We start from the raw sequence: 13549 nt of genomic DNA on the forward strand, positions 1-13549 counted from the left end.
GCAGGGTGAGGCCATGACTGCGGGAGCGCGCGGGGACGGCGGACGGTTCAGGCTGCTGCCGATGAGGCCTCGGGACCCCGGCGAGGAGCACCGCGCCGCCACACCGCTCGAGCTGTTCTTCGACCTCGTGTTCGTGGTCGCCGTCAGCATCGCCGCGTCGGAGCTCCACCACGCGCTCGCGGAGTCGCACATCGCAAGCGGCCTCGCCGGCTACCTGCTGGTCTTCTTCGGGATCTGGTGGGCGTGGATGAACTTCACGTGGTTCGCCACGTCGTTCGCGACCGACGACTGGCTCTACCGCGCGCTCGTGGTGCTGCAGATGGCCGGCGTGCTGGTGCTCGCGGCGGGCATCGGCCCCGCGTTCTCCGACGGCGACCTGGTGCTCCTGGTGCTCGGCTACGTGGTGATGCGCGTGGCGATGATCGCGCAGTGGCTGCGCGCGGCCCGGCGGGCGGGCGACGTCCGCACCACCGCGCTGACCTACGCGGTCGGCATCGGCGTGCTCCAGGTGCTCTGGCTGGCGATGCTGCTCCTCCCGGACTCGCCGCTCCGCGCCGCGGTGGTGGTGACGCTGATCGTCGCGGAGCTCGCCGTACCCGTGGTCGCGGAGCGACGCTCCCCCACCCCCTGGCATCCCCACCACATCACCGAGCGGTACGGGCTCTTCACCATCATCGTCGTGGGGGAGAGCCTGCTGGCCGCGTCGAACGCGATCATCGAGGCGCTGCATGGCGGCGAGGATCTCGCCTCCCTCGCCTCCCTGGCCGTGCTGTCGCTCGTCATCGCCGCCGCGCTGTGGTGGATCTACTTCTGGCCGCCGCACCACCTCGAGATCGGGTCCTTCTGGGGCGCCCTGCGGTGGGGCTACGCCCACTACCTGGTGTTCGCCTCCGCGGCGGCGGTGTCCGCGGGGATCGAGGTCGAGATCGACGCGATGACGGACGAGACGCATCTCAGCGAGGCCGCCGCTTCGTTCACCGTGACGGTGCCGGTCGCGATCTTCATGGTGGTGATCTGGTGGATCACCGTGCGGCACCACGCGAACCGCGCGGTCCACGTCGCGGTGCTCGGCGGGGCGGGGCTGGTGCTCGCGGACCCGCTGCTCCCGCTGCCGTTCGCGGTGACGGCGATCGTGCTGGTCGGGGTCGTGGTGGTGCTGGTGCTCAACCCGCCCGCAACTCGTGACGTCGAGACCGAGCAGCCGCTGGTCGAGGAGGACGCGTAGCGGGCCCGCCTCAGGCGAGGTTGATCTGCCAGGAGACCCCGAAGCGGTCGTTGACCCAGGCGAAGCGGGAGGAGAATCCGTAGCCGTCGAGCGGCATGAGCGTCGCGCCACCGTCGGCGAGCGCCTCGACCAGCCGCTCCTGCTGCTCCGGCGAGCCGGCCTCGATCCAGATCGACAGCGACGGGGTGAAGCCGAACTCATGGTCGATGAAGCTGTCGGAGACGTAGAACTCCTGGCCCGCGATGCGGAACCGGCCGCGCATGATGGTGCCCTCGGGCGCGGGACCGCCCGGCGGGTACTCGTCGAGATCGAGGATCTCGCCGTCCTCGAACAGCGAGGTGTAGAGGGCGACGGCCTCACGGCCGACGCCACCCTGGAACATGAGGAACGGGATCGCCTTGTCGGTCATGCCGCGAGCGTAGCCCGGGCTCGGCGTCTTCACACGGCGGGGCGGAGGGCCCGCCCTACCGGCGTCGAACCCGTGCGCCCGCGCCGGACCTGAGTGCCGCGCGTGTCCCCGGCACGGACACCCATGCCCGGCCGGCGCGCGCGACGGGTCAGACGTTGAACCTGAACTCCACCACGTCGCCGTCCTGCATGACGTAGTCCTTGCCCTCGATGCGGACCTTGCCGGCCGCCTTCGCGGACGCCATCGACCCGGCGTCGAGCAGGTCGCCGAAGTGGACCACCTCGGCCTTGATGAAGCCGCGCTCGAAGTCGGTGTGGATGACACCGGCGGCCTGCGGCGCGGTCCAGCCCTTGCGGATGGTCCACGCGCGGGCCTCCTTGGGGCCGGCGGTCAGGTAGGTCTGCAGGCCGAGCGTGTCGAAGCCGACCCGCGCGAGCTGGTCCAGGCCCGACTCGTCCTGGCCGTTCTCCGCGAGCATCTCGCGGGCCTCGTCCTCGGTGAGCTCGACGAGCTCGGCCTCGAACTTGGCGTCGAGGAAGATCGCCTCGGCGGGCGCGACCTGGGCGGCCAGAGCGGCCTTCTTGTCGGCGTCGAGCAGGCCCGCATCGTCCGTGTTGAACACGTAGATGAAGGGCTTGGCGGTGAGGAGGTTGAACTCCTTGACCTCCGCGAGGTCGAGCTTCGCGTCGGCCGCGCCGGCGCTGAGCGCCTTGCCGGACTCGAGGATCTCCTTCGCGGTGGTCGCCGCCGCGAGCAGGTTGGCGTCGGCCTTCTTGGCGCGCACCTCCTTCTCGAGGCGCGGGACGACCTTCTCCAGCGTCTGGAGGTCCGCGAGGATCAGCTCGGTGTTGATGGTCTCGATGTCGGAGGCGGCGTCGACCTTGCCGTCGACGTGGATGACGTCGGGGTCCTCGAACGCGCGCGTCACCTGGCAGATCGCGTCGGCCTCGCGGATGTTCGCGAGGAACGCGTTGCCGAGACCCTCGCCCTCGGACGCGCCCTTGACGATGCCCGCGATGTCGACGAACGACACCGTCGCGGGCACCTCGCGCTCCGAGCCGAACACCTCGGCGAGCTGGCCCAGGCGGGCGTCGGGAAGCGGGACCACGCCGACGTTGGGCTCGATGGTCGCGAACGGGTAGTTCGCGGCGAGCACCTCCGCGCGGGTCAGGGCGTTGAACAGGGTGGACTTGCCCACGTTGGGCAGGCCGACGATTCCGATAGTGAGAGCCACGGGGGACGAGTCTACCGGCGACAGGTCCCGCACCGTCCCCGGGGCCTAACCTGAGGCCATGACGTTCGACGAGATCTTCAACCCGGGCGCCGGCCACGCGCGCGAGCAGGAGGCCGTCGACAAGGTCCGCCCGGCCACCGAGGTGGTCGGCGAGGCGCCGCCCTTCCCGGACGATGCGGAGCAGGCCGGGGTGGTGATCCCGCCCCTCGGCGCGGTGGCGCCCTTCGAGCCGAAGCGTCGCCGCGCATCGTCCTGACGCCGCCTCCGCATCGGCACGCGACGACGGGACGATGCGCAGATACAGCGCAGCGCCCCCGGCACCGAAGGTCCCGGGGGCGCTGAGAGCGTGTCGCGCTAGTTGCCGAACTCGATGCCCGCGCCGGGGATCGCGTCGAGCAGACGCTGCGTGTACTCCTGCTGGGCGTTCTCGAAGATGTCGTCCGTGGAGCCGGCCTCGACGATCTTGCCGCGCTCCATCACCGCGACCGAGTCGGCCACCACGCGGACCACCGCGAGGTCGTGGGTGATGAAGAGGTAGGTCAGACCGAGCTCCTCCTGCAGGTCCGCGAGGAGCTGCAGGATCTGGGCCTGGACCAGCACGTCGAGGGCGGAGACCGCCTCGTCGAGCACCACGACCTCGGGCTTGAGCGCGAGGGCGCGGGCGATCGCCACGCGCTGGCGCTGGCCACCGGAGAGCTCGTTCGGGTACCGGTGGGCGAGCTCGGCCGGCAGCGCCACCTGCTCGAGGAGCTCCTCGACGCGGGCGTGACGGCTCGCGCGGTCGCCTACCTTGTGGACCTTGAGCGGCTCCGCGATGATCGCGCCGATCGACCGCTGCGGGTCGAGCGAGGCGTACGGATCCTGGAACACCACCTGCATGCGGCGGCGCAGGTCGAACAGCTGCTTGGCGGAGGCCTTCGCCATCGACTGGCCGCCCACGGTGATGTCGCCACCGCTCGGCGGCTCCAGTCCGAGCACCAGGCGCGCGGCGGTGGACTTGCCCGAGCCGGACTCGCCCACCAGCGCCAGGGTGGTGCCCTTGTGGATGTCGAAGGAGATGCCGTCGACCGCGTGCAGCGGCTCCGACTTGAAGCTCCCGCGACGGATCGAGTACGTCTTGCGCAGGTCCTTGACCGAGATCATCACCGGCGCGGCCTCGACGGCGGCCTCGGTGTCCTCGTGACGCTCGGCGAGAGCGGCCATGTCGAGCTCGTCCGCACCCTCGGCGACCGGGAGACCCGCCGTCGAGTGGATGCGGCGCGACGCGAGCGACGGGGCCGCCGCGATGAGCCGCTTCGTGTAGGGGTGCTGCGGGTTCTGCAGGATCTCGAGGCTGGGTCCCGCCTCGACGATCAGGCCCTTGCTCATCACGATCAGCTTGGACGCGCGCTCGGCGGCGAGGCCCAGGTCGTGGGTGATGAACAGCATCGCCGTGTTCTTCTCGCGCGTGAGCGACTCGAGGTGATCCAGGATCACCTTCTGCACGGTCACGTCGAGGGCCGACGTGGGCTCGTCCGCGATCAGCAGCTTCGGGTCCGCGCCCAGGCCGATGCCGATCAGCACGCGCTGACGCATGCCGCCGGAGAACTGGTGCGGGAACTGCTTCATGCGACGCTCGGCGTCGCCGAGGCCCGCCTGCTGCAGGACCTCGATCGCCTTGGCCTCGATGTTCTTCTTGCCGGTCGCGACGCCGTTCGCACGGATCGCCTCCCGGACCTGGAAGCCGACCGACCACACCGGGTTGAGGTTCGACATCGGGTCCTGCGGGACGTAGCCGATCACGCCGCCGCGGACGGCCGCCATCTTGCTCTCGTCGTAGCGGGTGATGTCGGTGCCCTCGACCTTGATCGATCCGCCCGAGATGCGGCCGTTGCCGGCCAGCAGCTTGATGAGCGCCGTCGCGGTGGTCGACTTGCCCGAGCCGGACTCGCCGACGATCGCCACGGTCTCGCCCGGGTGGATGTCGAAGGACACGCCGCGGACGGCGTGCACGTCGCCCGTGCCGGTCTTGAACGTGATCTGAAGGTCGTCGACCTCGACCAGGGGCGCGTTGGGGTCCGCGGCCGGCTTGCCGGTCGTGGTGGTCTCCACGGTGATCTCCTCGGTCATCGGCGCGCCCTCGCCTTCGGGTCGAGCGCGTCACGGATCAGCTCGCCCAGGATGATGAAGGCGAGCACGGTGACGGTCAGGGCCAGCGACGGCCAGAAGAGGGCCATCGGCGCGACGCGGATCGACGACTGCGCCTGCGCGATGTCGTTGCCCCACGACATGGTCGAGGAGCCGAGGCCGATTCCCAGGAAGGACAGGGTCGCCTCCGCCGTGATCGCGGCACCCAGGGCGATCGTGAGGTACACGATCACGGGGGTGAGCGAGTTCGGCAGCACGTGACGGACCAAGGTGGAGAACTTCGACCGGCCCATGGCCTCGGAGGCCATGACGTACTCGAGGTTCTTCACCTGGAGCACCTCGGCTCTCAGGATTCTCGCGAGGGACGCCCACGCGAATCCACCGATCGCGAGCGAGATGACGAGCACGTTGCGCTGCGGCATCACCGACATCACGACGACGGCCGCGAGGAAGTAGGGGATCGCGAAGAAGATGTCGCCCACGCGGGACAGGACCGAGTCGATCCAGCCGCCGTAGAACGCCGCGAGCGCGCCCATCGGGATGCCGATCACGGCGGTGATGAGGACGACGAGCAGGCCCACGGAGAGCGAGGTGCTCGCCCCGTAGACGATGCGCGCGTACACGTCGCAGCCCTGGCGGGTGAAGCCGAGGGGGTGACCCTCGGTGGGCGCGCCGTTCGAGTTGGCGAGCTGGCAGTCGTTGTTCGGCAGCGTGTCCGTGAACAGCGACGGGAACAGCGCCGCGAGGGACACGACGGCGACGATCGCGATCGCGATGTAGAACAGCGGACGGCGGCGCAGGTCACGCCAGGCGTCGAGCCAGAGGTTGGACTTGCGGTCGCTGAGGCGGACCTTGTCGACCTCCCCGCCCTCGTTCGGGTCGGAGGGGGCGACGTAGTGCTCGGTGATGCGGTCAGACATAGCGGATCCTCGGGTCCAGGACGGCGTACAGCAGGTCGACCAGGATGTTCACGATCACGTACATGATCGTGAGGATGGTGACGAAGGTCACCACGGTCGCGTTCTCGCCGCGGGTGATCGCGTCGAAGAGCACCTTGCCGATGCCGGGGATGTTGAAGATCCCCTCGGTGACGGTGGTGCCGGCGATCAGGGCGCCGAAGCTGGCAGCCGTGTTGGTGATCACGGGGATGAGCGAGTTGCGGGCGACGTGGACCCCGACGATGCGGCCGCGCGTCAGGCCCTTGGCCGAGGCGGTGCGCACGTAGTCCGCGTTCTGGGCCTCGATGACCGAGCCGCGCATGAGCCTCATGCCCGTGACGTAGATGGTCAGGGCGATCACGAGGGCTGGGAGGAACATCGCCCCCCACGTCGCGTTCGCGCCCACCGTCACGGGGGCCCAGCCGAGCTTGATCCCGATGAAGTACTGGGCGAGGAACAGCGCCACGAACGGCGGCACCGAGCTCAGCACCAGCGCCACCACCAGGTTGGTGTTGTCGATGATCCCGCCCTTGCGCAGGCCCGAGATCAGGCCGATGATCACGGCGAGCAGGAACTCGATGACCACGGCCATGACGACGAGCTTCAGCGTCACCGGGAAGGCGCGGGCGAAGACCTCGCTGACCTCCTGGCCGGAGAACGTCACGCCCAGGTTGCCGGTCAGCAGATTCTTCAGATACAGCAGGTACTGCACGAAGAACGGCTGGTCGAGGTTGTACTGCGCACGCACGGCCTCGAGGACCGCGGGGTTCGGCGTCTTGTCGCCGAAGAGCGCGAGCACGGGGTCTCCCGGCATCGAGAAGACCATGAAGTAGATGAGGAAGGTCGTACCCAGGAACACGGGGATCGCCTGGAGAAGTCGGCGCACCACGTACATCAGCATGGGCGCGCTCCCTTGAATTCAAGTGTGGAGAACATGAGAAGGCCGATTCTACTGGGACGAGGCTGGGACCCCCGCTCGTGGCAGGATACCCGCCGCGTTCTCCGCTGATGGCGGGACGCGGGCGCTCGTCCGGACGTGCGACGGCCCGCCCCGCGCGAGGCGGGACGGGCCGTCGATCCGCTTAGTTCTTGGTGATCTCGTAGAACAGCGGGACCGAGTGCCAGTCGAACACGACGTTCGACACGGTCTCGGCGTAGCCGCCGGTCACGTTCGAGTACCAGAGCGGGATGGCGGGCAGGTCCTGGAACAGGACCTCCTGCGCCTCCTGGAACTTCTCGATCGCGGTCTCCGGGTCGGAGGCGGTGCGGCCCTCGTCGATCAGCGTGTCGAACGCCTCCGACGAGTAGTCACCGTCGTTCGAGCCGGCGCCGGTGTAGTACAGCGGGCCGAGGAAGTTCTCGAGCGACGGGTAGTCCGCCTGCCAGCCGGTACGGAACGCGGTCTCGATGACACCGTTCGAGATGTCGGTGCGGAACTCGGCGAAGGTCGGGTAGGGCGCGCCCTCCGCCTCGATGCCGAGGGTGTTCTTGATGGAGTTGACCACCGCGTCGACCCAGGTCTGGTGACCACCGTCGGCGTTGTAGCCGAGCTGGAAGGTACCGGTCCAGGCGTTGATCGCGTCGGCCTCGGCCCACAGCTCGGCGGCCTTCTCCGGGTTGTACTCGAGGACCTCGGAGCCCGGGACGGAGTCCGACCAGCCGGAGATGACCGGCGAGGTGAAGTCCGAGGCGGGGGTACGGGTGCCCTGGTAGATCACGTCGGTGATCTCGTCGCGGTTGATCGACATCGACAGCGCCTGGCGACGGAGGTTGCCCTCCTCACCCGAGAAGTGCTCGAGGCGCTCCGGGATGGTGAACGACTGGAAGATCGCGGCCGGCTGGTTGACCGCACGGTCGCCCAGGTCGGTCTCGAACGTGGCGATCGCCGAGTCCGGGATGCCGTCGATCACGTCGACGTTGCCGGCGAGGAGGTCGGCGTAGGCCGCGTCCTGCGTGGCGTAGAAGACGATCTTCAGACCGTCGTTCGCGAGCTCGCGCTCACCCATGTAGTCGGGGTTCACACCGAGCTCGATCTGGACGTCGTGCTGCCAGTCGGCCGCGTCCGCGAGGGTGTAGATGCCGTTGCCGACCGGAGCCGCGCCCCAGGCCGCCTTGTCCTCGGCCTCGAGGAACGAGTCGGGCATCGGGTAGAAGGCCGAGTAGCCCAGCGACAGCGGGAACTCGGCGTTCGCGTTGGCCAGCGTGATGGTGAACGTCAGGTCGTCGACGACCTCGAGGCCCGACATCTCGGGAACCGACTCGTCCCAGCTGAAGCCCTCGATCTGCTCGAAGAAGTAGCTGTTGTAGGCGAGCTCGGCGTTCGCGAGGTCCGCGCCCCAGTTCCACGCGTCCACGAAGTTGTGGGCGAGCACGGGGGTGCCGTCGGTGAACGTCCAGCCCTCCTTGAGGGTGACGGTGAACGTCTGCGAGTCATCGCTGGTGATCGACTCGGCGACCTCGTTGTGCGCGGCGCCGTCGCCGTCGTAGTAGACCAGGCCGGCCCACAGGGCGTCGACGATCTTGCCGCCGCCGGTCTCGTTGGTCGCGACCGGGATGAGCGGGTTCTGGGGCTCAGAGCCGTTGGTGATGATGATGGCGTCGCCGGTCGAGGCGCTGCCGTCGGTGGAGGCCGAGGTGTCGGTCTCCGAGCCGGACGACGAGCAGCCCACGAGGACGAGGGCCGACGCGGTCGCGACGGTGACGCCCCCCAGCACGGACTTGCTGATCTTCACTATTCCTCCTGTTTCGCCCGGCTGCCACCGGGCTGGGATAGGCGGAGGCCCGGGTCTCGGACCGCCGACTGTTGTTGCACGCAGTGAACATGCGACCCCGACAGGGTAAACAATTGCGCGTTAACGAAGTGTTTCGCGGGTGCCCACCATCGGGATTTGTGACCCAATAGTAATCAGCCCACACGTGTAAGCGCTTGCATGTGACGCATCGCACAACATCCCGCCGCGCCCTGCAGGAAACCTGCGCGGGGTCGGAGATGTCAGACCCCCGTGCCAGGCTCCCCTCATGGACCAGATAGTGCTGTTCTCCCTCGGACTCGCTCTCGGAGGCATGGTGGGCGCCGCCGTGATGAGCCGCCTGGCCGCGCGCCGGCAGGATCGCGAGCGCGCGCGCAGCCGTGCCGAGCAGGAGGCGCTCCGCCAGGAGTTCCGGTCCGTGAGCGCGGAGGCGCTGCGCGCCAGCCAGGAGCAGTTCCTCGACCTCGCGCAGGAGCGCCTGAGGCGGTCGGAGCAGGAGGGCGGCGCGGCGCTCGCACGACGGGAGCAGGCCGTGCGGGAGATGGTCGAGCCGCTCTCGCGCAGCATCGAGACGATGCGGGCCCAGACGGTGGAGGCCGACCGCGCCCGGGCGGCGGGACAGGCGGCGCTCGGCGAGCAGGTCCGGCAGATGATGGCGGCGACCGAGCGCGTGGGCCGCAAGGCGGACGACTTCATCAACACGCTCCGCCGTTCCGACGTGCGCGGCAACTGGGGCGAGGTCCAGCTGCGCCGGGTGGTCGAGCTCGCCGGCATGGTCGAGCACGTCGACTTCACCGAGCAGGAGGTGGTCCGCGATGGCGAGGGCCGCAACCTCCGCCCCGACATGACGGTGAGGCTCGCCGGTGGTCGCAGCATCGTCGTCGACTCCAAGGTCGCGCTCGTCGCCCTGCTGGAGGCGTTCGAGACGGAGGACGATGCGGTGCGCGCCGAACGGCTCCAGGCCCACGCCCGGCACGTGCGACGGCACGTGGACGACCTGAGCGCGAAGCGCTACTGGGAGCAGTTCGCCTCGGCACCCGAGTTCGTCGTCATGTTCGTGCCCTCGGAGGCCTTCTACCAGGCGGCGCTCGAGCAGGACGGGTCTCTGCAGGAGTACGCCTACCGGAAGGGCGTGGTGATCGCGACCCCGACCACGCTGGTCGCGATGCTGCGCACGGTCGCGCACGCGTGGCGCGAGGAGGCCCTCGCACGCGACGCGCAGCAGGTGCTCGCGCTGGGCAAGGAGCTCTACGAGCGCCTGTCGACGCTCGCGTCGCACCTGGGCAAGGTCGGGAAGGCGATCGATCAGGCGGGACGCGCGTACAACTCCACGGTCGCGTCGCTCGAGTCGCGCGTCCTCGTGAGCGCGCGGCGGTTCGGCGAGATGCAGCGGCTCAGCGATGAGCTGCCCGAGGTCGACCAGATCAGCACGGACGCGCGCGAGCTGACCGCTCCCGAGCTCGTCTCCGGGGCACCAGGTTCCCCGCAGGAGCCGGCGGCGCGAGAATAGGGGCCGCCACTTCCCCGCACGGGGTGGGGCCGTGACGGTCGGCGCAGCTCAGGCGCGAAGCGCGCGCTCGGCCTCCTTGGCCTTGAGGTCGGCTCGGATCTCGCGAGGAAGGGAGAACATGAGGTCCTCGGTCGCGGTCCGCACCTCCTCGACCGTCTCGTAGCCGCGCGCCGCGAGCGCGTCCAGCACGTCGCGCACCAGAATCTCGGGCACGGAGGCGCCGGAGGTCACGCCGACCGTGGTGACGCCGTCGAACCAGGCCTCGTCGATCTCGCTCGCGCGGTCGACCCGGTACGAGGCACGTGCGCCGGACTGCAGCGCCACCTCGACCAGCCGCACCGAGTTCGACGAGTTCGCCGACCCGACCACGATCACCAGGTCGCACTCCGGGGAGAGCTTCTTCACCGCCACCTGGCGATTCTGGGTCGCGTAGCAGATGTCGTCGCTCGGCGGATCCTGGAGCGCCGGGAACCGGTCGCGCAGACGGCGCACGGTCTCCATCGTCTCGTCGACCGAGAGGGTGGTCTGCGACAGCCACACCACGTTCTCCGGGTCGGGGACCTCGAGGGTGTCGACATCGTCGGGCGAGTTCACCACGATCGTGTGCTCGGGCGCCTCGCCCGCGGTCCCCTCGACCTCCTCGTGACCGGTGTGCCCGATCAGCAGGATGGTCCGCTCGTCGCGCGCGAAGCGGATGGCCTCCTTGTGCACCTTGGTCACGAGGGGGCAGGTCGCGTCGATGGTCTGCAGCGAGCGCCGCTCGGCCGCGGCACGGACCGCGGGCGACACTCCGTGCGCGGAGAACACGACGCGCGCACCCTCCGGTACCTGGTCCGTCTCGTCCACGAAGATCGCGCCGCGGTCGGCGAGGGTCTCCACCACGTACTTGTTGTGGACGATCTCCTTGCGGACGTACACGGGCGCCCCGTGGAGCTCGAGCGCCTTCTCGACGGCGATCACGGCGCGGTCGACGCCGGCGCAGTACCCGCGAGGAGCGGCGAGCAGGACACGCTTGGTGCTGGTCTCGGGCATGGTCTCCATCCTACGTGGCAGGCTGGGGCGCGTGACCGAGACGCCCGCGCCCCTGTCCTCGCCCCCGGGGGACAACGAACGGGCACCGCTCACGCTTCCCGCGACGGCGGCGGACACCAGCGCGGAGCGGCCGTGGCCGGTCCGGCACCTGTCCCCCAAGATCGCCGACTACATCGCGCGGCTGCCCGCGGTCTGGGTGGAGGGCCAGGTCCTCAACGTCAAGCGCTGGCGCGAACTGGTGTTCCTCACGCTGCGTGACACGGACGAGCACATGTCGCTCAGCGCGACGCTGCCCGCCAAGGCCGTCGACGCGCTGGGCACGGACCTGACCGACGGCACGCGAGTGGTCATCCACGCGAAGCCGCAGTGGTGGGCCAAGCAGGGCACCTTGCAGATGGCCGGCCGCGACGTGCGCCAGGTGGGTCTCGGCGACCTGCTCGCGCGGCTCGAGGCTCTCAAGGATGCGCTCGCTCGCGAGGGCCTCTTCGACACGGACCGCAAGGTCCCGCTCCCGTTCATCCCCCGCACGGTGGGCCTGGTGTGCGCGACGCAGGGCGATGCCGAGCACGACGTCGTCGAGAACGCGACGCGCCGGTGGCCCGGCGTGCGCTTCGAGATCCGCCGCGTGACGGTGCAGGGGGCACGTGCGGTCCCGGAGACCACCGCGGCCATCCGCGAGCTCGACGGCCTCGACCGGGTGGACGTGATCGTGGTCGCGCGCGGCGGCGGATCCTTCGAGGACCTGCTGCCGTTCAGCGACGAGGCGCTGGTGCGAGCCGCGGCCGCGTGCGCGACCCCGCTGGTCAGCGCCATCGGCCATGAGAAGGACAGCCCTCTCCTGGACCTGGTCGCCGACTACCGCGCCTCGACCCCGACCGACGCCGGCAAGCGCATCGTCCCCGACGCCGCGGCCGAGGCCGCCGGCATCGCGCGAGCGCGGCAGTCGATGGCCGGCGCGCTCGCCGCCGGGATCTCGCGCGAGCGGCAGGCTCTCGCGGCGCTGAGGTCGCGTCCCGCCCTCGACCGGCCGGGCACCATGCTGGAGGCGCGCGCCGTCGAGGCGGCGCGGCTCCGCGCGGACGCCGGTCACGCGCTGGTCAGGTCCCTCTCGTCCACCGAGGCGGAGCTGCGCGAGCTCGCCGCCGGCGTGCGCGCCCTCAGCCCGCTGAGCACGCTCGAGCGCGGCTTCGCCGTGGTGCGGGACGCCGCCGGCGGGATCGTCCGCGACGCCGCGCAGGTCGGGCCGGGCGACACCCTGCGCATCCGGGTCGCGCGCGGCGAGATCGCCGCCGACGTCTCCGGGACCTGACCGCGGAGGGTCAGCCCTTCCCGAGCAGGGCGTCCAGCGCATCGTCGCGCACCCGGTGCGCCGCGACGATCGGCGCGCGCTCGCCCACCGAGGCCGGGTGCGTCGGCGGGAACGCGGGGACCTCCGCCGCCGCGGCCGGGACGGCGGGGGCCGGAGCCGCCGCGGCGCCGTACCGCTTCGCCTCCGCGAGGCGGGCGCGCGCGTGCTTCGCGTACTCCTTGTGGATCTGCCGGCCCAGACGGGCGATGACCGGGTCCGGGACCGCGGGATTGCCGATCAGCGCATAGACCACGTCGACGTTCTTGTCCTTCGCGAGGTCCTCGAACAGCTCGACCGGGATCCCCTGGCGCGGGTTGCTCGCGACGCCGATCCGGACGTCCGCGTTGACGTCCTGCGCCAGCTTGAGCAGCGTGATGATCGGCGTTCCAGGGTGTGCCGCGGCCGCCGCGCGCACCTTCGCCTCGGGAGAGCGCGCGAGCGTTGCCAGCTCGCCGTCGCTGATGTTGCCCGCGAGCGCCTTCTGCGCGCTCTGCAGTGCCGTCTGCTGCCCGTTGCCGTCGCTGAACATGTCCACCTCGTCGTGTCTCGTTCTCGATGCGTGCTGTGCCTCATGGGACGGGGCATCGCACGGGTTATGACGCGACTAACGGCGCGAGATCGCCTCGACTTGAGTGCATTCGGTAGCGTCGGGCACGTGACTGACGCGACGAGCCCGCTCGAGACACCGGTGGACGACCTCTCCTACGAGGAGGCCCGCGACCAGCTCGTCGGGATCGTCGCGCGGCTCGAGGCGGGCAGCGCGACGCTCGAGGAGTCGCTCGGGCTGTGGGAGCGTGGTGAGGCGCTGGCCGCCCGCTGCCAGACGCTGCTCGACGGCGCCCGCGACAGGATCGCGGCCGCACGCGGCGTCGATGAGGACGATGCGGACGCCGGGATCGTCGGAGTGGCGGCGACGGACGACGAGGACTGACGCCGGAACGTCGCGACGGGGGTCCCCGGGCCCGCGCCTCCGTGC

The 13549-nt window shown here is 70.2% G+C and carries 13 protein-coding genes; 5 read left to right on the top strand and 8 right to left on the bottom strand.

Annotated features, from left to right (window positions below):
* The first annotated feature begins 61 nt into the window (after nucleotides 1-61).
* Nucleotides 62-1225 carry a low temperature requirement protein A gene (locus tag QQX10_RS07460; protein WP_301118877.1) on the top strand — a complete coding sequence of 388 codons (1164 nt, stop codon included), beginning with the start codon at nucleotides 62-64 and terminating at the stop codon, nucleotides 1223-1225.
* A 10-nt stretch (nucleotides 1226-1235) separates the two neighbouring features.
* On the opposite strand, the gene QQX10_RS07465 is transcribed toward QQX10_RS07460, so the two are convergent.
* Both QQX10_RS07465 and ychF read right to left on the bottom strand, forming a co-directional pair.
* The gene (locus tag QQX10_RS07465) at nucleotides 1236-1634 is read right to left on the bottom strand and encodes a VOC family protein (RefSeq protein ID WP_301118876.1); all 399 of its coding nucleotides are present in this window, start codon (nucleotides 1632-1634) and stop codon (nucleotides 1236-1238) included.
* Nucleotides 1635-1782: 148 nt separating this feature from the next.
* On the bottom strand, nucleotides 1783-2868 hold the full coding sequence (gene ychF, locus QQX10_RS07470; RefSeq protein WP_301118875.1) for a redox-regulated ATPase YchF: 1086 nt from the start codon (nucleotides 2866-2868) through the stop codon (nucleotides 1783-1785).
* A gap of 58 nt (nucleotides 2869-2926) precedes the next feature.
* Between ychF and QQX10_RS07475 the strand changes: the two genes are divergently transcribed.
* On the top strand, nucleotides 2927-3124 hold the full coding sequence (locus QQX10_RS07475; RefSeq protein ID WP_301118874.1) for a hypothetical protein: 198 nt from the start codon (nucleotides 2927-2929) through the stop codon (nucleotides 3122-3124).
* A 98-nt stretch (nucleotides 3125-3222) separates the two neighbouring features.
* On the opposite strand, the gene QQX10_RS07480 is transcribed toward QQX10_RS07475, so the two are convergent.
* The 4 genes from QQX10_RS07480 to QQX10_RS07495 all read right to left on the bottom strand — a co-directional run bounded on the left by QQX10_RS07480 (nucleotide 3223) and on the right by QQX10_RS07495 (nucleotide 8665).
* The gene (locus tag QQX10_RS07480) at nucleotides 3223-4977 is read right to left on the bottom strand and encodes an ABC transporter ATP-binding protein (protein WP_301118873.1); all 1755 of its coding nucleotides are present in this window, start codon (nucleotides 4975-4977) and stop codon (nucleotides 3223-3225) included.
* Complete coding sequence (locus QQX10_RS07485; RefSeq protein ID WP_301118872.1) at nucleotides 4974-5915, bottom strand: ABC transporter permease; 942 nt, start codon at nucleotides 5913-5915, stop codon at nucleotides 4974-4976. Before QQX10_RS07485 ends, QQX10_RS07480 begins: the two co-directional genes overlap by 4 nt.
* Nucleotides 5908-6834 (bottom strand): ABC transporter permease, encoded by a 927-nt coding sequence (locus QQX10_RS07490; protein ID WP_301118871.1) that lies wholly within the window; start codon nucleotides 6832-6834, stop codon nucleotides 5908-5910. Before QQX10_RS07490 ends, QQX10_RS07485 begins: the two co-directional genes overlap by 8 nt.
* Before the next feature lie 181 nt (nucleotides 6835-7015).
* A complete protein-coding gene (locus QQX10_RS07495) occupies nucleotides 7016-8665 on the bottom strand; it encodes a peptide ABC transporter substrate-binding protein (protein ID WP_301118870.1) in 1650 nt (549 codons plus the stop codon).
* A gap of 286 nt (nucleotides 8666-8951) precedes the next feature.
* Here QQX10_RS07495 and QQX10_RS07500 point away from each other — a divergent pair, with 286 nt between their 5' ends.
* The gene (locus QQX10_RS07500; RefSeq protein ID WP_301118869.1) at nucleotides 8952-10193 is read left to right on the top strand and encodes a DNA recombination protein RmuC; all 1242 of its coding nucleotides are present in this window, start codon (nucleotides 8952-8954) and stop codon (nucleotides 10191-10193) included.
* Between the two features lie 48 nt (nucleotides 10194-10241).
* Here QQX10_RS07500 and QQX10_RS07505 read toward each other — a convergent pair whose 3' ends face one another.
* Nucleotides 10242-11225: a 4-hydroxy-3-methylbut-2-enyl diphosphate reductase gene (locus QQX10_RS07505; RefSeq protein ID WP_367281263.1), complete on the bottom strand. Its 984-nt coding sequence runs from the start codon at nucleotides 11223-11225 to the stop codon at nucleotides 10242-10244.
* 31 nt (nucleotides 11226-11256) lie between these two features.
* On the opposite strand from QQX10_RS07505, the gene xseA reads away from it, so the two are divergent.
* Nucleotides 11257-12534: an exodeoxyribonuclease VII large subunit gene (gene xseA, locus QQX10_RS07510; protein WP_301118867.1), complete on the top strand. Its 1278-nt coding sequence runs from the start codon at nucleotides 11257-11259 to the stop codon at nucleotides 12532-12534.
* Nucleotides 12535-12544: 10 nt separating this feature from the next.
* Here xseA and QQX10_RS07515 read toward each other — a convergent pair whose 3' ends face one another.
* Complete coding sequence (locus QQX10_RS07515; protein WP_301118866.1) at nucleotides 12545-13102, bottom strand: hypothetical protein; 558 nt, start codon at nucleotides 13100-13102, stop codon at nucleotides 12545-12547.
* A 126-nt stretch (nucleotides 13103-13228) separates the two neighbouring features.
* Between QQX10_RS07515 and QQX10_RS07520 the strand changes: the two genes are divergently transcribed.
* Entirely contained in the window at nucleotides 13229-13504 is a 276-nt protein-coding gene (locus QQX10_RS07520) for an exodeoxyribonuclease VII small subunit (protein WP_301118865.1), read from the top strand.
* Nucleotides 13505-13549 lie beyond the last annotated feature (45 nt).

Source organism: Demequina lignilytica, from assembly GCF_030418305.1.
In the GTDB taxonomy this organism is placed as follows: domain Bacteria; phylum Actinomycetota; class Actinomycetes; order Actinomycetales; family Demequinaceae; genus Demequina; species Demequina lignilytica.

What these genes read in the sequence shown, in the direction of transcription:
- QQX10_RS07465 (WP_301118876.1), bottom strand. Translation starts at nt 1,634, where the DNA reads ATGACCGACAAGGCGATCCCGTTCCTCATGTTCCAGGGTGGCGTCGGC.
- QQX10_RS07480 (WP_301118873.1), bottom strand. Translation starts at nt 4,977, where the DNA reads ATGACCGAGGAGATCACCGTGGAGACCACCACGACCGGCAAGCCGGCC.
- QQX10_RS07460 (WP_301118877.1), top strand. Translation starts at nt 62, where the DNA reads ATGAGGCCTCGGGACCCCGGCGAGGAGCACCGCGCCGCCACACCGCTC.
- QQX10_RS07475 (WP_301118874.1), top strand. Translation starts at nt 2,927, where the DNA reads ATGACGTTCGACGAGATCTTCAACCCGGGCGCCGGCCACGCGCGCGAG.
- QQX10_RS07485 (WP_301118872.1), bottom strand. Translation starts at nt 5,915, where the DNA reads ATGTCTGACCGCATCACCGAGCACTACGTCGCCCCCTCCGACCCGAAC.
- QQX10_RS07490 (WP_301118871.1), bottom strand. Translation starts at nt 6,834, where the DNA reads ATGCTGATGTACGTGGTGCGCCGACTTCTCCAGGCGATCCCCGTGTTC.
- QQX10_RS07500 (WP_301118869.1), top strand. Translation starts at nt 8,952, where the DNA reads ATGGACCAGATAGTGCTGTTCTCCCTCGGACTCGCTCTCGGAGGCATG.
- QQX10_RS07505 (WP_367281263.1), bottom strand. Translation starts at nt 11,225, where the DNA reads ATGCCCGAGACCAGCACCAAGCGTGTCCTGCTCGCCGCTCCTCGCGGG.
- QQX10_RS07515 (WP_301118866.1), bottom strand. Translation starts at nt 13,102, where the DNA reads ATGTTCAGCGACGGCAACGGGCAGCAGACGGCACTGCAGAGCGCGCAG.